The sequence below is a fragment of the Allonocardiopsis opalescens genome (assembly GCF_003002095.1).
In the GTDB taxonomy this organism is placed as follows: domain Bacteria; phylum Actinomycetota; class Actinomycetes; order Streptosporangiales; family Streptosporangiaceae; genus Allonocardiopsis; species Allonocardiopsis opalescens.
Genome location: NZ_PVZC01000001.1, coordinates 1,571,044 through 1,590,326, shown reverse-complemented (window position 1 = coordinate 1,590,326; position 19,283 = coordinate 1,571,044). Strand labels below are relative to the sequence as shown.

Genomic DNA, 19,283 nt, shown 5'->3' with positions numbered 1-19,283 from the left:
TCAGACGGCGTCGATGGCGACGTCGGTGCTGGTGCCGAAGATCCGGTAGTAGATCAGCGCCCCGGTCTCGCGGGTGATGTAGTTGATCTGGGTCTCGCGGCTCCACACCGCGGGCCCCGAGCGGGTCGGCGAGGTGACGGCGTCGATGCCGTAGTCGCCCGCGATCACCCGCGAGCGCAGGCTGTGCCAGGGGTCGGTGACGATGATCGCGGTGCTCCAGCCGCGTTCGGTGAAGACCTCGGAGACCGCCTGGATGCTCTGCAATGTGTCGCTGCCGACGTCCAGGGCGGTGATGCTGGTCTCGGGCACGCCCGTCTCGACCAGCCAGTCGCGTCCCGAACCGGCCTCGGTGAACAGGTCGCCCGGCTGGGAGCCGCCGACGGTGACGATCTGGTCGGCGACGCCGCTCTCGTACAGCTCGGCCGCGTGCTCGAGCCGGGCCTGGAAGATCTGCGACGGGGTGCCGTTGAACTGGCTCGCTCCGAGCACGATGATCGCGTCGGACGGCGGGCGGTCGTCCAGCCGCGCGGTGTACCAGATCGCGACCCAGGTGCCGCCCGGGATCAGCAGGGCGACCAGCAGGAGCAGCGCGATCGTCCAGAGCACGAAGCGGCGGACCGGGTGGCGCCGCCTGCGGGCCCTGGCCGGGCCCTCGGGCTCCTCGGCCTCGGCGGGCGTGCCGGCCGGACCGCCGCCGCGCTCGAACATCCGGGTCTCGCGCCGGTCCTCGTCGTCGGGTGCCGAGCGCGTGAACGAGCGGGTGCCGCCCCGCTCGGCGGCGCGGCGGAACACCTGGGTCTTGTCGTTGTCGGTCACGGAGCCTGCCAGCACTGATCAGCGGGACGGTGTGGGGAAGTCCTGTCTACGCTAGGGGTCCCCGGCCGCGTGGGCACTTACCAGTATCGGCCATGGCCGCACGGTGCGGGTCCTCAGCGGGCCCTCAGGGCGCCGAGCGCGCAGTTGAAGGCGCCGGGGTTCTCCAGCGGCGCCAGGTGGGCGGCGCCGGGGATCACCACCAGTTCGGCGCCGCCGATCCCGGCGGCCAGCGCGCGGGCGTTGTCGCGGATGCCGGGCAGGTCGTGCTCGCCGACCGCGACCAGTGCGGGCGCCGCGAGCTCCCCGAGCCGGGAGGCGAGCGAGGGGTCGGGCGGGACCTCGCGGGCGGTGTCGCCGAGCGCTACCTCCCTGGCCAGCGCGGCGCGGTTCATCTCGCGGGTCAGCGCGAAGACCTCGGGGCCGACGGCGTCCTCGCCCCGGGCGGAGACGGCCGGCCACAGCCGGGTCTCGGCCGGCGCGACCGTGTCGACGTCCTCGGGGTCGCCGTCGCCGAGTTCGGCGGCGAACAGCGCGTCCAGCCGCGCCGACCAGTCGCGCCCGGGCAGCGCCGAGCCGCTGAGGGCGAGCCGGGTGACCCGGTCGCGGTGGTCCGGCGCCACCTCGATCGCGGCGGCGCCGCTGAAGGAGCAGGCCACCAGGGTGGCGCGGTCGATCTCCAGCGCGTCGAGCAGCGCGAGCAGGTCGCCGGTGCGGCTGAACGGGCCCGCCGCGTCGGAGGAGTCGCCGAAGCCGCGCAGGTCGACCGCGATCGCCCGGCACGGCCCGCCGAACTCGGCCGGCTGCGCGCGCCACATCCTGCGGTCGGCGATGCCCGCGTGCAGGAACACGATCGGTTCGCCGGCGCCGCCTCGTCGTAGGCGAGGCGGGCGCCGTCGATCTCGGCGGTGCGCATGGCGGCCACCCTAGCGGCGATGATCGCGGCGCCGGGCGCGCTCAGCCGCCGGCGCCGTTCAGCGCGGCCCGGCCCGCCTCCAGCCGGGCGACGGGGACGCGGAAGGGCGAGCACGACACGTAGTCCAGGCCGCAGTCGTGGAAGAAGTGCACGGAGTCGGGGTCGCCGCCGTGCTCACCGCAGATCCCCAGCTTGATGCCGGGGCGGGCCGCCCGGCTCTCCTCGACCGCGACCCTGATCAGCCGGCCGACACCGTCGACGTCCAGCGACTCGAAGGGCGAGACGCCGAACACGCCGCGCTCCAGGTAGGCGGAGAAGAAGGACGCCTCCACGTCGTCGCGGGAGAAGCCCCAGGTCGTCTGGGTGAGGTCGTTGGTGCCGAAGGAGAAGAACTCGGCCCGCTCGGCGATCTCGCCCGCGGTGAGCGCGGCGCGCGGCAGCTCGATCATGGTGCCGATCGGGCACTCCAGTTCGACGCCGTAGTCCTCGCCGACCTTGCGCAGCACCTCGAGCGCGTCGTCGCGGACGATCTCCAGCTCCTGCACGGTGCCGACGAGCGGGATCATCACCTCGGGCCTGGGGTCGCCGCCCTCGCGCAGCCGCTGCGCGCAGGCCTCGGCGATCGCCTGCACCTGCATGGTGAACAGGCCCGGCACCACCAGGCCGAGGCGCACGCCGCGCAGGCCGAGCATCGGGTTCTGCTCGTGCAGGCGGTGCACGGCCTGCAGCAGCCGCAGGTCGTTCTCGTACTTCTCGCCGCGCGACTCGGCGACGGCCACGCGTACCGACAGCTCGGTGATGTCGGGCAGGAACTCGTGCAGCGGCGGGTCGAGCAGCCGCACCGTCACCGGCAGGCCGTCCATCGCGGCGAAGATGCCGACGAAGTCCTCGCGCTGGAGGGGCAGCAGCGCGGCCAGGGCCTGGTCGCGCTCCTTGTCGGTGTCGGCCAGGATCAGCCGCTCGACCAGGGACCTGCGGTCGCCCAGGAACATGTGCTCGGTGCGGCACAGGCCGACGCCCTTGGCGCCCATCCTGCGGGCCCGGGAGGAGTCGTCGGGGCTGTCGGCGTTCGCGCGCACCCCCAGCCGCCGGACGCCGTCGGCGTGGGCCATGATGCGGTGCACGGCCCGCACCAGCTCGCCGGCGTCGGCCGCCTCCGGGTCGATCTCGCCGTCGAAGTAGCGCACCACCGGCGAGGGGACCACCGGCACCTCGCCGAGGTAGACATTGCCGTTGGTGCCGTCGATGGAGATGACGTCGCCCTCCTCCACGACCGAGCCGTCGGGCGCGGTGAAGCGGCGGTTCTTGGTGTCCACCCGCAGGTCCTCGGCGCCGCACACGCAGGTCTTGCCCATGCCGCGGGCGACGACCGCGGCGTGCGAGGTCTTGCCGCCCCGGCTGGTCAGGATGCCGCGTGCGGCGATCATGCCGTCCAGGTCGTCGGGGTTGGTCTCCCGGCGGACCAGGATGACGTCCTCGCCGCTGCGCGACCACTTGATCGCGGTGTAGGAGTCGAAGACGGCCTTGCCGACGGCGGCGCCGGGCGAGGCGTTCATGCCGTGGGCGATGCGGTGCCGGCGCGCCTTCTCGTCGAAGCGAGGGAACATCAGCTGGGCCAGCTGGTCGCCGGTGACTCTGCGCACCGCCTCGTCCAGGTCGATCAGGCCCTGGTCGACCAGCTGGTCGGCGATGCGGAAGGCGGCGGCCGCGGTGCGCTTGCCGACGCGGGTCTGCAGCATCCACAGCTTGCCGCGCTCGATGGTGAACTCGATGTCGCACAGGTCGCGGTAGTGGTTCTCCAGCGTCTCCATGACGCCCAGCAGCTCGCGGTAGGAGGCCGGGTCGATGCGCTCCAGCTCGGCCAGCGGCACGGTGTTGCGGATGCCGGCGACGACGTCCTCGCCCTGGGCGTTTTGCAGGTAGTCGCCGTAGACGCCCTGCTGGCCGGTGGCGGGGTCGCGGGTGAAGGCGACGCCGGTGCCGGAGTCCATGCCGAGGTTGCCGAAGACCATCGAGCAGACCGACACGGCCGTGCCGAGGTCGCCGGGGATGCGCTCCTGGCGGCGGTACAGGATGGCGCGCGGCGCGTTCCAGGAGGTGAACACGGCCTGGACGGCGAGGAACAGCTGCTCGCGCGGGTCCTGCGGGAAGGGCTTGCCGGTGTGGTCGGCGACGATCTTCTTGAAGGCGTCGACCAGGCCGCTCAGGTCGGCCGCGGTCAGGTCGAGGTCGTCGGTGCTGCCCTTGGCGCTCTTGACCGCCTCGATGGCGTCCTCGAAGGCGCCGCCGTCGATGTCCAGCACGGTCTTGCCGAACATCTGGACCAGGCGGCGGTAGGAGTCCCAGGCGAAGCGCTCGTCGCCGGACTGGGCGGCCAGGCCGGCGACGGACTGGTCGTTGAGGCCGACGTTGAGGACGGTCTCCATCATGCCGGGCATCGAGTGCTTGGCGCCGGAGCGCACGCTCACCAGCAGCGGGTCGTCCGGCTCGCCGAGCCGCTTGCCCATCCGCCGCTCCAGGGCCGCCAGGTGCGCGGTGATCTCGTCGGCGAGGCCGTCGGGGAGTTCGCCGTGCGCCAGGTAGTGCCGGCAGGCCTCGGTGGTGATGGTGAAGCCGGGGGGTACCGGGAGCCCGAGGTTCGACATCTCGGCAAGATTGGCTCCCTTTCCGCCGAGCAGGTCCTTCAGTTCCTTGTTGCCCTCGGCGAAGTCGTACACGTATTTGGGCACCGCTACTCCTTTACCGGACGGCCTCGGGACGGCTGTCAGCAGCTCGCGCCAACCCGGAAGCAACCAACACCGGGACCTTACCCACACAGCAGGAACACATGTGCTACCGGCTGACCGTAGCGTCATCTGCGCAGCTCAGCACGGTACGATTGGTTTAGACCAAAGGTCTAGATGGGTGCTCCGGTATACACGCAGTTCAGAGCGGGTTCATCTCGCGGTCCGTGGACTAGACCATATATTTGACGCGAGCTTTTTCTGCTTCAATTCTGATCGTTCAGACCTCTGCACGCCTTTTGTTCTGGCGCGCAACTTAGGACCGGCCGAGACCCGAAAGAGAGACCGACGCCACAGCCGTGCCCCGGGAAAGTTCCGCACTTCTTCCCAAACCGAAGACCGGACGGGGAGCCGGCCCGCCCGCACCGCGGACGGCCCCGGCACCGCGCCACCTGCCCGGCGGCGGGCGTGACATTCGCCCCACTCACCCTGTACCGACGAGTAACCTACGATGCCGTAGGTTTAATGGAGATGATGATCCACTCCGACGCCACGCCGCAAAGGACTCCGGTATGACCCCCGATTCGGCGCACCGACCCGACGCCTCCGACGTGCTGGCGGCCGGGCAGGACGCGGTGGAGCGCGCCGGGCGCGCCGCCTCGGCCGCCGCCGCCGCGGTCAAGCCCCGGCTGCGCGGCTGGCTGCACCTGGGCGCCGCCCCCCTGGCCCTGGCCGCCGGGATCGTCCTGGTCGCACTGGCGCCCGCCGGGCTGCCCCGGATATCGGCCGCCGTCTACGCCGCCGCCTCCGTGCTGCTGTTCGGCACCTCGGCCGTCTACCACCTGGGCCGCTGGGGCGCCGCCACGCACGCCGTGCTGCGGCGGATGGACCACGCCAACATCTACCTGATCATCGCCGGCACCTACACGCCGTTCGTGCTGCTGGTGCTCGAAGGCCGGCTGCGGGTGTGGATGACCTCGCTGGTGTGGGGCGCCGCCCTGGCCGGGATGGTCTTCAAGGTGCTCTGGCTGAACGCGCCGCGCTGGCTGTCGACCGCCCTCTACATCGCCCTGGGCTGGGTGGCGGTCTTCTTCATCCCGCAGCTCGTCGGCGGCAGCGGCATGGCGGCCTGGATCCTGATCCTGGTCGGCGGCCTGCTGTACAGCCTCGGCGGGGTCGTCTACGCCACGAAGTGGCCCGACCCCGCGCCGCGCTGGTTCGGCTTCCACGAGGTCTTCCACGCGCTCACCGTCGCCGCCTACGTCGTGCAGTACGTCGCGGTGTCGTTCGTGGTCTACGCGGCGGCATGAGCGCGGCGGCGCCCGGACCGGGTCCGGGCGCCGCCGTCCGTTCGGGCCGCCGGGCTCACACGCCGGGCAGCCGGTCCAGCAGGTACCGCTCCACCTGGTCCAGCGCGATGCGCTCCTGCGCCATGGTGTCGCGCTCCCGGATGGTGACGGCGTCGTCCTGCAGGGTGTCGAAGTCGACGGTGACGCAGAACGGGGTGCCGATCTCGTCCTGGCGCCGGTAGCGGCGGCCGATGGCGCCGGCGTCGTCGAACTCGACGTTCCAGCGGCGGCGCAGCAGCGCGGCCAGGTCGCGCGCCTTGGGCGAGAGGTCGGCATTGCGCGACAGCGGCAGCACGGCGGCCTTGACCGGCGCGAGCCGGGGGTCGAGCCGCATCACGACCCGCTTCTCCATCTTGCCCTTGGCGTTGGGCGCCTCGTCCTCGGAGTAGGCGTCGATCATGAAGGTGAGCACGCAGCGGTCGACGCCGGCGGCCGGCTCGATGACGTACGGGACGTAGCGCTCGTTCTTCTCCTGGTCGAAGAAGGAGAGGTCGGCGCCTGATGCCTCGGCGTGGGTCTTCAGGTCGAAGTCGGTGCGGTTGGCGACGCCCTCCAGCTCGCCCCACTCGGTGCCGGTGAAGTTGAAGCGGTACTCCACGTCGACGGTGCGCTTGGCGTAGTGGGCCAGCTTCTCCTTGGGGTGCTCGTACAGCCGCAGGTTGTCCTTTGCGATGCCGAGGTCGACGTACCACTGGAGGCGGGTGTCGATCCAGTACTGGTGCCACTCCTCGTCGGTGCCGGGCACCACGAAGAACTCGCACTCCATCTGCTCGAACTCCCGGGTGCGGAAGATGAAGTTGCCCGGGGTGATCTCGTTGCGGAAGGACTTGCCGATCTGGCCGATGCCGAACGGGATCTTCTTGCGCGAGGACTGCTGGACGTTGAGGTAGTTGATGAAGATGCCCTGCGCGGTCTCAGGGCGCAGGTAGGCCAGGCCCGACTCGTCCTCGGTGGGGCCCAGGAAGGTCTTGAGCAGGCCGTTGAACATGCGCGGCTCGGTGAACGCGCCCTTGGTGCCGCAGTTGGGGCAGGTGATGTCGGCCAGGCCCTGCGCGGGCGGGCGGCCGTGCTTGGCCTCGTAGCCCTCTTCGAGGTGGTCGGCGCGGTAGCGCTTGTGGCAGGACTGGCACTCGGTGAGGGGGTCGACGAACTGCTTGACGTGGCCGGAGGCCACCCACACCTCGCGGGCCAGGATGACGCTGGAGTCCAGGCCGACGATGTCCTCGCGCTCGGTCACCATCGAGCGCCACCACTGGCGCTTGACGTTGTTCTTCAGCTCGACGCCGAGCGGACCGTAGTCCCACGACGCGCGCAGGCCGCCGTAGATCTCGCTGGAGGGGTAGACCAGGCCGCGGCGCTTGCTGAGGCTGACCAGGGTGTCCATGATGTCGGGAGTACGGGGCATGGAAGATACTCTCCATCCGGCTGGCGGTCGGTGGAGCTCGCTGGGATCCGGGATACGGGGTCGGCCGGGCCGCGATGCTCTCGAAGGGCTCGCCCGCGGGCGCGCCGCGTGCGAGTTGACGTGAGTCCAGCTTAGGGGAGGCCCACAGGGGCCACAGCCGGATTACCTGCGCGGCGGCTCAGCGGGCCGGAGCGGGGACGACGTCCAGCACCTCGTAGGCGGAGGGCTCGTCCAGCGCCTCCGATAGCAGCGGCACCGCCGAGACCTTCACCGTGTAGTCCGACAGGGCGCGGCGGTAGAAGCCGGGCCCCTCCCACTCGGTGACCAGCGCCCACAGCCCGGGGTCGTCGGCGTTGCGGCCGAGCCGGCCGCCGGTGTAGCCGGGGCGGGCGGCGAGCGCGGCCAACGCGGCCGCGGCGCGCTCGCGGAAGTCCGCGGCCGCCGGCTCGGCGACGCGGAAGCGGATGACGACGATCACCCGCCCATCGTCCCACGGCGCCGCCGCGCGCACGCGCCCGGCGGTGCGCGCTCAGGTGAGGCCGGCGAAGAGGCGGTCGGCCAGCCGCGCGGCGGCGTTCCCGTCGTCCAGCGGGCAGAAGCGGCGCACGAAGGCGTCGTAGCGCTCGGCGTGGGCGGCGTGCACGGCGTCGATGTCGCGGACCGCGCCGATCACCTCGTCGGAGGTCAGCAGCAGCGGGCCGGGGGCGGTGGCCGGGAAGTCGAAGTAGAAGCCGCGCAGGTCGTCGCGGTAGGCGTCGATGTCGTAGGTGAAGAACAGCATCGGGCGGCCGGTGTTGGCGAAGTCGAACATCATCGACGAGTAGTCGGTGATCAGCACGTCGGTGACCAGGAAGAGCTCCTGGATCTCCGGGTACAGCGACACGTCGAAGACGAAGTCGCGGCCCACGATCGGCACCCGGTCGACCACCCGGGGGTGGCGGCGCACCAGCAGGACGTGGTCCTCCCCCAGCAGCTCGTACATGCGCCGCAGGTCAAGGTGCAGGTCGAGCTTGTGCTTGCCGCGCGAGTAGTACTTGTCGTCGCGCCAGGTGGGCGCGTACAGCAGCACCTTCCTGCCCTCGGGGAGGCCCAGCACGCTCCGCACCCGCTCGGCCATGGCGTGGCGCTCGGGCCGGTGGAAGACGTCGTTGCGCGGATAGCCGGTCTCCAGGATCTCACCGTCGAAGCGGAAGGCCTGGCGCAGGATCGGGGTGGCCCACGGGCTGGGCGAGACGAGGTAGTCCCACTGGGCGACCTCCCAGGCCAGCTTGTCGTGGTAGTCGCGGGACTTGCCGCGCACCCGCTCGATGTCGAAGCCGATCCGCTTGAGCATGGAGCCGTGCCAGGTCTGCACGACGGTCTGCCCCGGGCGGCGCTCGAACCAGCCGGGCTGGCGGGAGTTGGTGACCACCCAGCGGGAGCGGCCCAGCGCCTCGTAGTACTCGCGCCCGGTGTAGCGGACGGTGCGCAGGTCGCCGGGGACGGCCGCCTGGCCGTCGCGGACCAGCCAGGCGCCGGGGTAGCCGATCCCGCGGCGGCGCAGCTCCTCGTACAGGGCGCGCGGGCTGTCGGAGAACTGGCGGCCGTTGTAGCTGTCGAAGTAGATCTCCTCGACCAGCGGCTCGGTGCGGGCGAGCGGGTAGCGCTCCTCGCGCAGCCGCCGCTGCGCGAAGGCGCCCCGCTCGGCGGGGAGCAGGTCGCTGCTGACCTTCAGCGCCGGGCTGTCGGCTCCGGTGTCGGTGAGGGAGACGGTGCGGCCGCCGGGCGCGGGGTCGGCGCCGCGCGGCATGTCGAGCGGGAGGCGGCCGATCAGCGCGGGGGCGATCTCGGCGCGCACGTCGGGCCGCCCCTCGCCTTCGCCGTCCCCGGCCGGGCGGGCGCGGGTGAACAGGTGGTAGGTGCCGGCGCCCAGCGGCAGGCTCGCGCCGAAGGCGGCCACGGCCGTGGGGGTCAGCTCCACCTGGAAGCGGCCCTGGCTCAGCGCCATCGGCACCAGGTGCTCCTCGTCGCGGCCGCGCGCCTTCAGCACCAGGTCGGCGCCTGCCGCCCCGGCGGCATCGGGGTGCTCGGCGGTGTCGTCGGCGCCGTAGTGGCCCGACAGCAGCAGTCGGGCGCCGTCCCAGCGGGCGTCGTCGAGGACCGGGCGGGCCGGGCCGATCTGCAGCAGCAGTTGGCCGGTGTGCTCGCGCTTGACCGCGATCTCCTCGGCGCCGACGGCGAAGCGGTGCTGGTCGACGCCGTCGGCCAGCACCAGCGGCAGGGCCTGGTCGCCGACGGCGATCTCGGCGGTCCACAGCTCGGAGCGGGCGGCGGCGCCGACGGTGGAGCGGGTCAGCTCGACGCCGTCCAGCAGCTCGGGCACCGGGACGCGGACGCCGAAGGCGCCCTCGCCGGCCGCCGGCCGCAGCGGGAACTCGCGGACCAGCGCGCCGGAGCGCCACGACAGCCGCAGGGCGGCGCGCTCGCGGCCGGCGAGCGCCTCGCCGCCGAGCACGCCGGCCAGCTCGACGGCCTCGCCGTCGAAGGAGCAGGCGGTGACGGCGGCGGGCCGGCGGTCCAGCCGGATCAGCAGGGTGCGGTCGCCGGTCCAGGAGGGGCGCGCCCACAGGCCGGGGGTGAGCTCGCGGTGCCCGGGGCGGCGGGCCGGCCCCTGCACCGGCGAGCCGACCGGGACGGTGCGGGTGAGGCCGCGGTTGAACAGGGACAGTTCGAGCCGCCAGGCCCCGGCCCGGCCGGCGGCGCGGCGCAGCACCTCGGCGTCGACGACGACCTCGAAGCCGCCCCAGTCGTGCCGGGCGGCGTTGTCGACATTGGGCAGCCGGTACTCCGCCGCCCGCACGCTGCTGACCGGCACCTTGACGCGGGCGCTCCCCTCGGCGTCGACCAGGTGGGCGGTGAGCAGCTGCTGCCAGCGCCGGCGCGGCGGCAGGAAGCGCAGCCCGACCCGGCCGGTGACCACGAGCGCGCCGTCGCGCCAGGCGACGCCCTCGGTCTTCAGCCGCGGGCGCAGCTCGTCGCCCAGGCGGTAGACGCTGCGTGGCACGCCGGCGGCGGGGTCGTCCAGGAACGGGTAGGCGACGTAGAAGCCCAGGCCGTGGCGGACCGCGCGGGCCTTGCGCAGCTCGACGCTCTTCTGGAAGGTCAGCACCTCCAGCAGCCGCGGGGTGAGGCGGCGGCGGACCAGGTGCCAGTTGAGCCGGTCGATGGCGCGCAGGCCGGTGAGCACCTCGGCGGGGACGGTGGCCAGGTACTTGCCGGCGCGGTCGTAGAAGGCGTCGCGGACGGCGTCGTCGGCCTCGTCCAGGCCGAGCAGGAGCCGGCGCAGGTCGCCGCCGAGGGCGGTGGCGTCCCACAGGCGCTTGGCGCGGTCGGAGGCGTGCTCGGCCAGGAAGGCGCTGAGCCCGGCGACGGCGGCGACCCGGTCGGCCACCGGGTCGGCGGGCACGGCGGTGTCCTCGGCCGCGGCGACGGCCTCGTCGCCCTCGTCCCCGTCGGCGGTGTCGGAGCCGTCGGCCGTATCGGCCGCCTCCGCCTGGTCCCCGAGGTCGCGGCGCAGGTAGACGGGGGCGGGCAGCACGTCGACGGCGTCGGCGAGGAAGTGGGCGGGCAGCGCGACCCGCAGGTCCTCGTGCTCGCCCACCGCCGTGCCGGTGCTCGGGGCCGGGGCGGTGAGCCCGGCACCCCGCGCGAGCAGGGAGTCGAAGAAGGCGCGGCGGAAGACCTTGTTGCCCAGCAGCCGGTCGGCGACGAGTTCTGGCCGGTCCAGGATGCGGACCCCGCGCCGCGTGGTGGTGAACGCGGCCCGGTGCGCCGCCGAGGCGCGGGTGCCCAGCTCGTTGACGCGGTGGACGTTGCCGGTGGCGAAGTCGGAGCCGCTGGCCGCCAGGCTGTCCAGCGCGTAGCGGTAGGCGTAGGGCGGGACCAGGTCGGTGGCCTCGGCGAAGGCCAGGTACTCGCCGGTCGCGGCGCGGGCCCCGGTGGCGCGCGCCTCGGCCGCGGTGGCGCCGGGCGCCTCGACCACCCGGAAGCGCGAGCCCGGCGCGGCCCAGCGGTCCAGCAGCGCGCCGACGGAGCGGGCCGCGCCGTATCTGACCAGCAGGATCTCCAGATCGGGCACGGTCTGGCGCTCCAGTGCCTCCAGACCGGCCCTGAGGTGCTCCTCTCCGCGGGCGTGCTCCCGGTCGGAGACGGGGACGACGACGCTGAGCGCGAGAACCAAGGAGACCTCCACAGGGACCGCCGCGAGCGGGCGGGACGGGAACGGGCGGGTGAACGCCAGGGGTCGGGTGGACGTCCACATCCGGACGAAGCGTCATCCTAGCGGCGTCCCCCGCGTCCGCCGCGGCGATCCGGCGGCTCCGCGGGCCGGCCCGGGCGCGGTGCGCGCGGGACCGGGGCGCTCGCGCGAGCCGCTAGAAAGTAAGGAAGCGGAAGCGGCCGGTGCGGGCCGCCGCGCGGGAACGCGGAGAGACGAGGAGTGTGCTGCCGATGTCACCCAAGCGCAAGCGGCGCGGCCGGGCGCCCGGCCGTCCGGGGCAGGGCGGACCGCGGCGGCCGCTGCCGGAGGGCGACTCCTTCTACACGCCCGCCTCCTCGCCGCTGCGCCGGGCGATCGAGCGGCGCAGCGCGGCCCCGCTGGTCTACCTGCACCAGGCGCCGCGCTGGCTGCTGCCGGTGGCGCTGACCGCGGTGCTGCTGGTCGGCATGCTGGTGGCCGGGCCGCTCGGGGCCCTCGCGCTGGTGGTGCTGGCCGCGTTCATCGCCTGGCTGTGCTACCTGTCGTGGCCGCGGCTCACGATGGGCAAGCGGCTGGTGCGCCTCGGCCTGGTGGCGCTGGTGCTGGTCGGGGCGCTGCTCCAGGCCGGCATCCGGTTTTGACAACCGTTTTCATTTTCATAATAATTGTCCGATGAGTGACGTGGCCTTCCGTACGGTCGGCTGCCGGGTCGAGTACGACCGGCAGCCGGTGCTGCACGGCATCGATCTGGAGGTGGCGTCCGGCGAGGTGCTGGCCGTGCTCGGCGCCAACGGCTCCGGCAAGTCCACTCTGGTCAAGGCGCTGCTCGGCCTGGTGCCGCTCGCGAGCGGCCGCGTCGAGGTGCACGGCCGCCCCCTGCGCGCCTTCCGCGACTGGTCCCGGATCGGGTACGTCCCGCAGCGGCTGAACGTCGGCGGCGGCGTGCCCGCCACCGTGCGCGAGGTCGTCGCGGCCGGGCGGGTGTCGGTGGCCAAGTACGGCTGGTTCTCCTCGCGCGCCGAGCGCGCCGCCGTGCACCGCGCTCTGGACCGGGTCGGCCTGGCCGACCGCGCCGCCGACGCGGTGCACGAACTCTCCGGCGGCCAGCAGCAGCGCGTGCTGATCGCGCGGGCGCTGGCCGCCGAGCCCGACACCTTCGTGATGGACGAGCCCATGGCCGGGGTCGACGCCGCCAGCCAGGCCGCGCTGGCCGGGACCGTCTCCGAACTCGCCTCCCGGGGCAGCACCGTCGTGGTGGTGCTGCACGAACTCGGTCCGCTCGCCCCGGTGATCCGGCGCTCCATCGTGCTGGCCGAGGGCCGGATCGCGCACGACGGCCGCGCCCCGGAGCCGGTCGGCGACTGCGCGCGGCCCGGCCACGACCACGTCCACCCGCACGCCGGCCCCCCGGCCCGCACCGGCCTGCCGCTGGCCCCGGTGCCCGGCGGCGGCGAGGAGGACGGGCTCCGATGATCGAGATGCTGGGCTTCGACTTCATGCAGCGGGCCATCCCGGCGGCCGTCCTGATCGGCCTGGCCGCGCCGGCCGTCGGCACCTTCATGGTGCAGCGGCGCCTGGCGCTGCTCGGCGACGGCATCGGCCACGTGGCGCTCACCGGGGTGGCCATCGGCTTCCTGACCGGCACCGCGCCGGTGCTCACCGCGATCATCGTGGCCGTGCTCGGCGCGGTGGCGATGGAGCTGATCCGGGTCCGCGCCCGCACCGGCGGCGACGTCGCGCTCGCCCTGCTGTTCTACGGCGGCATCGCGGGCGGCGTGCTGCTGATCGGCCTGGCGCCCGGGCAGAGCGGCTCCACCCTCACCGCCTACCTGTTCGGCTCCGTCACCAGCGTCGACCAGACCGACGTCTACCTGGTCGCCGCCCTGGCGGTGCTGGTGGTCGGGGTGATGCTGCTGTTCGGCAGGCAGCTGTTCGTGCTCTGCCAGGACGAGGAGGTCGCCCGCGCCCACGGCCTGCCGGTGCGCTTCCTGAGCCTGCTGATCGCGGTCACCGCGGCGCTCACCGTGGTGATCGCGATGCGGGTGGTCGGCCTGCTACTGGTCAGCGCGCTCATGGTGGTGCCGGTCGTCACCGCCCAGCAGCTCACCCGCAGCTTCCGCGTCACCCTCGTGCTCGCGATGGCCATCGGCGCGCTGTCCGCGCTGGCCGGCCTGAGCACCGCCTTCTACGTCGACGTCGCGCCGGGCGCCGCCATCGTGCTGATGGCGCTGAGCGGGTTTATCGTGGCCGTCGCGGTGGGATGGGCACTGCGCGGGCTCAGGGCCCGCCGCCTCGCCGCGCCCCGTCCGGCCGCCGCGCCGCCGCCTTCCGCCACCCCACGGGAGAGTGTGACCCGATGACCAACCGCCGCGATGCCGTACGGCAGGTGCTGAGCCACAGCGATGGCTTCCGCAGCGCCCAGGACCTCTACGCCGACCTGCGCGCCGACGGCGCCAAGATCGGCCTCACCACCGTGTACCGCGCTCTCCAGTCGCTGTGCGAGGCCGGCGAGATCGACGTGCTGCGCACCGACGACGGCGAGGCCGTCTACCGCGCCTGCGCCACCGGCGACCACCACCACCACCTCGTCTGCCGCCGCTGCGGCCGCACGGTGGAGGTGGCGGGCCCTGCGGTGGAGAAGTGGGCCGCGGCGCTCGGCGCCCGCCATGACTTCACCGATGTCACCCACACCATCGAAATCTTCGGCACCTGCCGGGAGTGCGCCGGGGCCGACCGCTGATCCGCCGCGCGGCGCCCGCTCCTCAGCCCGTGCTGGGGGCGGGCTCCACCGGGTTCGGCACCGCGCCGCCGTAGCGGCGGTCGCGGCTGGCGTAGATCTCGCAGGCGTGCCAGAGGTGGCGGCGGTCGAAGTCGGGCCAGAGGGTGTCCAGGAAGACGAACTCGGCGTAGGCGGACTGCCAGAGCAGGAAGTTGGAGAAGCGCTGCTCGCCCGAGGAGCGCAGGAAGAGGTCGACCGGCGGCATGTCGGGCTGGTAGAGGTAGCGGGCCAGGGTCTTCTCGGAGACCTTGTTCGGGCTCACCTTCCCGGCCGCCACGTCGCGGGCCAGCGCCGCGGCGGCGTCGGCGATCTCGGCGTGCCCGCCGTAGTTCACGCAGAACTGCAGGGTGAGCACGGAGTTGCGGCGGGTCATCTGCTCGGCCTCGGTCAGCTCCGCGATGACGCTCTTCCACAGCCGGCCCGGCCGCCCCGACCAGCGCACCCGCACGCCCATGGCGTTCAGGTCGTCGCGGCGGCGGCGGATCACCTCGCGGTTGAAGCCCATCAGGAAGCGGACCTCCTCGGGCGAGCGCCGCCAGTTCTCGGTGGAGAAGGCGTACGCCGAGAGGTTCGGGATGCCCATCTCGATGGCGCCCTCGATCACGTCGTACAGCGAGGACTCCCCGGCGCGGTGCCCCTCGGTGCGGGGCAGCCCGCGCTGCTTGGCCCACCGCCCGTTGCCGTCCATCACGATGGCGACGTGCCGGGGCACCAGGTCGGGCGGCAGCTCGGGCGGCCGCGCGCCGCTGGGGTGCGGAGCGGGTGGGCGGGCGGGGGCGGTCATGTTCGCTCCACGAGGCGCAGGGAACGGATGCTGTGCTCAAGGTGCCACTGGAGGTACGCGGCGACGAGGCCGCTGCACTCCGAGCGGTGGCGGTGCTCGCTGGCGTCGGCGACCTCCCAGTCGCCTCGGAGCAGCGCGATCATCAGCGTAACGGTCTCCGCGGCCGGGGAGGCCGCTCCGGGCGGCCGGCACTGCGCGCACATCAGTCCGCCGGACTGCACCGAGAACCAGCGCCGCTGCTCGGGCCGGCCGCAGCCGGCGCAGGCGTCCAGGGCGGGCGGGTACCCGGCCACCGAGAGCGAGCGCAGGAAGAAGGCGTCCAGGACCAGCCTGGCGTCGTGGTCGCGCTCCCCCAGGGTGCGCAGCCCGCCGATCAGCAGCAGGAACTGCCGCAGCGCCGGCTCCTTCTCGACCGCGACCAGGCGCTCGGCCGTCTCCAGCATGGCCGTGCCGGCGGTGAAGCGCGGATAGTCGGTGGCCAGCGGCTCACCGTAGGCGCGCAGGGTGTCGGCCTGGGTGACCACGTCGAGCGAGCGCCCGGCGTGCAGCTGGAGGTCGACGTGGGTGAAGGGCTCCAGCCGAGCGCCGAAGCGCGACTTGGTACGGCGCACCCCCTTGCCGACGGCGCGGACCAGGCCGGTGCGCCGGGTGAGCAGGGTGATGATCCGGTCGGCCTCTCCCAGCTTCTGGGTGCGCAGGACGACGCCCTCGTCGCGGTAGAGACTCACCCGCCCATTCTCGCACCGCGCGCCGACGCCCGCTCCCGAGCCGCCGGGACGGGCGCCGCCCGGCCCGGCTGTCTCGACTCGGGCACGGCGCCGTCACCGCTGGGGGAACACTCCACGCGAAGCGGGCGTACCGGGCTATCGTCGCGGCATGCGCCAGCGGACCGACATCTACTTCTCCGCCGACATCGAGGCCGACGGGCCGGTACCCGGCCCCTACTCCATGCTCAGCCTCGGACTGGCCGTCGCGGGCAGCTTCGACGGGCTGGTCTTCACGCCCGCCGACCCCGCCGAGCGCACCTTCTACGCCGAGCTCAAGCCGATCTCCCCGGACTTCGACGCCGAGGCGCTGGCCGTGAGCGGGCTGGACCGCGAACTGCTGGCCCGGCAGGGGCGGGAGCCGGCGGAGGCCATGACCGAGGCGGCCCGCTGGGTGCGCGGCGCGGCCGGGCGGATGAGCCCGGTGTTCGTGGCGTACCCGCTGGGCTTCGACTGGATGTGGTGCTACTGGTACTTCACCCGCTTCGCCGCGGGCGGCTCGCCCTTCGGGCACTCCCGCTGCCTGGACCTCAAAACCCTCTACGCGGCCCGCGCGGGGGTGCCGGTGACCGGCGCCGTGAAGCGGGCGATGCCGGCCGAGCTGCTGTCGTCGCGACCGCACACCCACCACGCCCTCGACGACGCCATCGAGCAGGCCGAGCTGTTCATCAACCTGATGACCTGGGGGGTCGGCCGCCCGGACCCGGACCGGCGGGCCGGGCTCCCGCCGGGTGCCGGGCCGGAGGGATCGATCGGCCCTACCCCGATCGGATGATCGGTTATCCCCACTTCCGTCCCAACAAGCTCACAATTGCTCCCTTATCGCACTATCATCCCACCGAAGCGGACAGACCCGAGCGGAGCGGGAGTCACCGGTGGATCCAAGCCCCACGAAACGACCGCGCGGCCGCCGCGCGGCGGCCCTGGCCGCCGCTGCCCTGGCGCTGAGCGGCTGCGAGGCCCCCTCCTCGCCGGCCGCCGCCCCGGCCGGCGACGGCGCCGCCTACGCGCTGTTCCCCGAGATCGCCGGCACCTCGCCGGCGGACGCCTCCCCGTCCCCCGAGGCGGCCCCCGAGCCCGAGCCGTCGGCCGCGGCGTCCGGCCCCGCGCACGGCGCCGCCATCCCCGAGGCGTCGGCGTCCGCGGTCGCCTCACCCCAGGCGCCGGCCGACGACGATGAGGAGGACGCCGACGGCGGCGGCGACACCGCCGAGCCCGCGCCCGAGCCCGGTGGCGGCGGCGCCGGGACCGAGCCCCCGCAGACGGGCCAGAGCCCCATCGAGGACGAGGTGGTGGCGCTCACCAACCGCGAGCGCACCGCCGCGGGCTGCCCGGCGCTGAGCGTCGACGAGCGCCTGCACGCCGCCGCCGAGGGCCACAGCGGCGACATGGCCGAGCGCGACTACTTCAGCCACGAGAGCCCCGAGGGCGACGGCCCCGGCGAGCGCGCCGCGGCCCAGGGCTACCCCCGCTGGTCGGGCGAGAACATCGCGATGGGCCAGCCCGACGCCGCCTCGGTGGTCCAGGCGTGGATGGACAGCCCCGGCCACCGCGACAACATCCTGAACTGCTCCTCCACCGACATCGGCGTCGGCGCCGTCGACAGCGGCCGGGGCATCTACTGGACCCAGTTGTTCGGCATGGCCTGAGGGCGGTGCCGCGGCCGCGCCGGGCGGACCCCGCCCGGCGCGGTGCGGCGGCTCAGCCGATGGCGCGGTTCACCGCGCTGCACACGGCGCGCATCGAGGCGGTCATCGTGTTGGGGTCGATGCCGACGCCCCAGTACACCGTCCCGCCCACCTCGCACTCCACATAGGCGGCGGCCAGGGCGTCCTCGCCGGCGCTGAGGGCGTGCTGGTGGTAGTCGAGCACCCGCGCCTCGACGCCGATGCCGCTCAGCGCGGCCACGAAGGCCGCCACCGGGCCGTTGCCGTGGCCGACGATGCGGCTGGCCGAGCCGTCGAACTCCACCGTGGCGTCGACCTCGGTCTTGTCCTCGCCCTGCGAGACGGTGTAGTCGGCGGCCGAAAGGCGGCCGCCGGCCAGGTAGGTGCCGGAGAAGATCTCCCAGATGCGGCCGGCCTCCACCTCGCCCCCCTCGGCGTCGCTGTGCGCCTGCACGACCCGGGAGAACTCGATCTGCAGCCGCCGCGGGAGGTCGAGGGAGTGCTCGGTCTTCAGGATGTAGGAGATGCCGCCCTTGCCGGACTGGCTGTTCACCCGGATGACGGCCTCGTAGCTGCGGCCGACGTCCTTGGGGTCGATGGGCAGGTACGGCACCTGCCAGCGATGATCGGCCGCCGGCACGCCCGCCGCCGCGGCGTCGGCGTCGTGGGCCTCCAGGCCCTTCTTGATGGCGTCCTGGTGGGAGCCGGAGAAGGCGGTGTAGACGAGGTCGCCGCCGTAGGGGTGGCGGGGGTGCACCGGCAGCTGGGTGCAGTACTCCACCACCCGGCGGATCTCGTCGATGTCGGAGAAGTCGATCCGCGGGTCGACGCCCTGGCTAAACAGGTTCAGGCCGAGGGTGACCAGGCAGACGTTGCCGGTGCGCTCGCCGTGGCCGAACAGGCAGCCCTCGATCCGGTCGGCGCCCGCCATCACCGCCAACTCGGCGGCGGCCACCCCGGTGCCGCGGTCGTTGTGGGGGTGCACCGACAGCGCCACGTGCTCCCGGTGCGACAGGTGGCGGTGCATCCACTCGATCTGGTCGGCGTAGACGTTGGGAGTGGCCCGCTCGACGGTGGCCGGCAGGTTCAGGATGATCTCCCGGTCGGGTCCCGGCCGCCAGACGTCCATGACGGACTCACAGACCTCCAGGGCGAAGTCCATCTCGGTGTCGATGAAGATCTCCGGGGAGTACTCGTAGCCGAAGACCTCGGTGCCGGCCAGGTACTTCTCCGCGAAGCGCATGACGTGGCGGGTGCCGTCGACGGCGATCCCGCGGCACTGCTCGCGGTCGACCTTGAACACCACCCGCCGGAACACCGGCGCGGTGGCGTTGTACAGGTGCACGGTGGCGCGCCTGGCGCCGACCAGGCTCTGCACGGTGCGCTCGATGAGGTCCTCGCGGGCCTGGGTCAGCACCGAGATCTGGACGTCGTCGGGGATGTGGTCGCCCTCGACCAGCTGGCGGACGAAGTCGAAGTCGGTCTGGCTGGCGGCCGGGAAGCCGACCTCGATCTCCTTGTAGCCCATCCGTACCAGCAGGTCGAACATTGCCCGCTTGCGCTCGGGGGTCATCGGGTCGATCAGCGCCTGGTTGCCGTCGCGCAGGTCGGTGGAGAGCCAGCGCGGCGCCGCGGTGATCGTCTTGGCGGGCCAGGTGCGGTCGGGGAGGTCGACCGGGCGGAACGGGGCGTACCTATGCACGGGCATGCCACTGGGCTGTTGCTGCGGAATCACGGAGGCTCCAGATGTCCGGACCGGCACTCGGGACCGGTCGGGCGAGCAGGTCATGGCCGACGCGCACACGGCAACCCCGCGGCGAGGGAGCCGGCCTATCGGCCCCCGCCG

The 19,283-nt window shown here is 73.3% G+C and carries 16 protein-coding genes; 7 read left to right on the top strand and 9 right to left on the bottom strand.

Annotated elements, in window-relative coordinates:
- From CLV72_RS06535 to ppdK, 3 genes are all read right to left on the bottom strand, one after another.
- Nucleotides 1–816 carry a YdcF family protein gene (locus tag CLV72_RS06535; RefSeq protein WP_342755652.1) on the bottom strand — a complete coding sequence of 272 codons (816 nt, stop codon included), beginning with the start codon at nt 814–816 and terminating at the stop codon, nt 1–3.
- Nucleotides 817–929: 113 nt separating this feature from the next.
- A complete protein-coding gene (locus tag CLV72_RS06530) occupies nt 930–1,664 on the bottom strand; it encodes an alpha/beta fold hydrolase (RefSeq protein ID WP_106240804.1) in 735 nt (244 codons plus the stop codon).
- A gap of 106 nt (nt 1,665–1,770) precedes the next feature.
- On the bottom strand, nt 1,771–4,458 hold the full coding sequence (ppdK, locus tag CLV72_RS06525) for a pyruvate, phosphate dikinase (protein ID WP_106240801.1): 2,688 nt from the start codon (nt 4,456–4,458) through the stop codon (nt 1,771–1,773).
- Between the two features lie 566 nt (nt 4,459–5,024).
- On the opposite strand from ppdK, the gene trhA reads away from it, so the two are divergent.
- Nucleotides 5,025–5,762, top strand: coding sequence for a PAQR family membrane homeostasis protein TrhA (gene trhA, locus CLV72_RS06520; protein WP_106240797.1), 738 nt, complete (start codon nt 5,025–5,027; stop codon nt 5,760–5,762).
- 55 nt (nt 5,763–5,817) lie between these two features.
- Here trhA and CLV72_RS06515 read toward each other — a convergent pair whose 3' ends face one another.
- The 3 genes from CLV72_RS06515 to CLV72_RS33585 form a co-directional block, all read right to left on the bottom strand.
- A complete protein-coding gene (locus CLV72_RS06515; RefSeq protein WP_106240793.1) occupies nt 5,818–7,185 on the bottom strand; it encodes a glycine--tRNA ligase in 1,368 nt (455 codons plus the stop codon).
- Between the two features lie 199 nt (nt 7,186–7,384).
- A complete protein-coding gene (locus CLV72_RS06510) occupies nt 7,385–7,684 on the bottom strand; it encodes an antibiotic biosynthesis monooxygenase family protein (protein ID WP_106240790.1) in 300 nt (99 codons plus the stop codon).
- Nucleotides 7,685–7,735: 51 nt separating this feature from the next.
- Nucleotides 7,736–11,425, bottom strand: coding sequence for a bifunctional glycosyltransferase/CDP-glycerol:glycerophosphate glycerophosphotransferase (locus tag CLV72_RS33585; RefSeq protein WP_281262392.1), 3,690 nt, complete (start codon nt 11,423–11,425; stop codon nt 7,736–7,738).
- A 269-nt stretch (nt 11,426–11,694) separates the two neighbouring features.
- Between CLV72_RS33585 and CLV72_RS06500 the strand changes: the two genes are divergently transcribed.
- From CLV72_RS06500 to CLV72_RS06485, 4 genes are read left to right on the top strand one after another with little or no spacing between them, the layout of a single operon-like run.
- Nucleotides 11,695–12,084, top strand: a complete 390-nt coding sequence (locus CLV72_RS06500; RefSeq protein ID WP_211302730.1) for a DUF6703 family protein — start codon at nt 11,695–11,697, stop codon at nt 12,082–12,084.
- A 31-nt stretch (nt 12,085–12,115) separates the two neighbouring features.
- Nucleotides 12,116–12,916, top strand: coding sequence for a metal ABC transporter ATP-binding protein (locus CLV72_RS06495; RefSeq protein WP_106240784.1), 801 nt, complete (start codon nt 12,116–12,118; stop codon nt 12,914–12,916).
- Nucleotides 12,913–13,803: a metal ABC transporter permease gene (locus tag CLV72_RS06490; protein ID WP_106240782.1), complete on the top strand. Its 891-nt coding sequence runs from the start codon at nt 12,913–12,915 to the stop codon at nt 13,801–13,803. The genes CLV72_RS06495 and CLV72_RS06490 overlap by 4 nt, the downstream gene beginning before the upstream one ends.
- Nucleotides 13,800–14,183 carry a Fur family transcriptional regulator gene (locus CLV72_RS06485; protein ID WP_106240779.1) on the top strand — a complete coding sequence of 128 codons (384 nt, stop codon included), beginning with the start codon at nt 13,800–13,802 and terminating at the stop codon, nt 14,181–14,183. Before CLV72_RS06490 ends, CLV72_RS06485 begins: the two co-directional genes overlap by 4 nt.
- Nucleotides 14,184–14,205: 22 nt before the next feature.
- On the opposite strand, the gene CLV72_RS06480 is transcribed toward CLV72_RS06485, so the two are convergent.
- Complete coding sequence (locus CLV72_RS06480; RefSeq protein ID WP_106240776.1) at nt 14,206–15,006, bottom strand: isoprenyl transferase; 801 nt, start codon at nt 15,004–15,006, stop codon at nt 14,206–14,208.
- Nucleotides 15,003–15,734, bottom strand: a complete 732-nt coding sequence (gene recO / locus CLV72_RS06475) for a DNA repair protein RecO (protein WP_106240772.1) — start codon at nt 15,732–15,734, stop codon at nt 15,003–15,005. The genes CLV72_RS06480 and recO overlap by 4 nt, the downstream gene beginning before the upstream one ends.
- A 148-nt stretch (nt 15,735–15,882) precedes the next feature.
- Here recO and CLV72_RS06470 point away from each other — a divergent pair, with 148 nt between their 5' ends.
- Together CLV72_RS06470 and CLV72_RS32735 are read left to right on the top strand one after the other, a co-directional pair.
- Nucleotides 15,883–16,545 carry a 3'-5' exonuclease gene (locus CLV72_RS06470; RefSeq protein ID WP_211302729.1) on the top strand — a complete coding sequence of 221 codons (663 nt, stop codon included), beginning with the start codon at nt 15,883–15,885 and terminating at the stop codon, nt 16,543–16,545.
- A 100-nt stretch (nt 16,546–16,645) separates the two neighbouring features.
- Entirely contained in the window at nt 16,646–17,419 is a 774-nt protein-coding gene (locus CLV72_RS32735) for a CAP domain-containing protein (RefSeq protein ID WP_245929888.1), read from the top strand.
- 52 nt (nt 17,420–17,471) lie between these two features.
- Here the strand turns inward: CLV72_RS32735 and leuA are convergent, their stop codons facing one another.
- Nucleotides 17,472–19,172, bottom strand: a complete 1,701-nt coding sequence (leuA, locus tag CLV72_RS06460; RefSeq protein ID WP_106240768.1) for a 2-isopropylmalate synthase — start codon at nt 19,170–19,172, stop codon at nt 17,472–17,474.
- Nucleotides 19,173–19,283: the final 111 nt, after the last annotated feature.

Excerpts from the sequence above, each read along its gene's own strand:
- trhA (WP_106240797.1), top strand. The coding sequence starts at position 5,025 with ATGACCCCCGATTCGGCGCACCGACCCGACGCCTCCGACGTGCTGGCG.
- CLV72_RS06515 (WP_106240793.1), bottom strand. The coding sequence starts at position 7,185 with ATGGACACCCTGGTCAGCCTCAGCAAGCGCCGCGGCCTGGTCTACCCC.
- CLV72_RS06500 (WP_211302730.1), top strand. The coding sequence starts at position 11,695 with ATGTCACCCAAGCGCAAGCGGCGCGGCCGGGCGCCCGGCCGTCCGGGG.
- CLV72_RS06495 (WP_106240784.1), top strand. The coding sequence starts at position 12,116 with ATGAGTGACGTGGCCTTCCGTACGGTCGGCTGCCGGGTCGAGTACGAC.
- CLV72_RS06490 (WP_106240782.1), top strand. The coding sequence starts at position 12,913 with ATGATCGAGATGCTGGGCTTCGACTTCATGCAGCGGGCCATCCCGGCG.
- CLV72_RS06485 (WP_106240779.1), top strand. The coding sequence starts at position 13,800 with ATGACCAACCGCCGCGATGCCGTACGGCAGGTGCTGAGCCACAGCGAT.
- CLV72_RS06480 (WP_106240776.1), bottom strand. The coding sequence starts at position 15,006 with ATGACCGCCCCCGCCCGCCCACCCGCTCCGCACCCCAGCGGCGCGCGG.
- CLV72_RS06470 (WP_211302729.1), top strand. The coding sequence starts at position 15,883 with ATGCGCCAGCGGACCGACATCTACTTCTCCGCCGACATCGAGGCCGAC.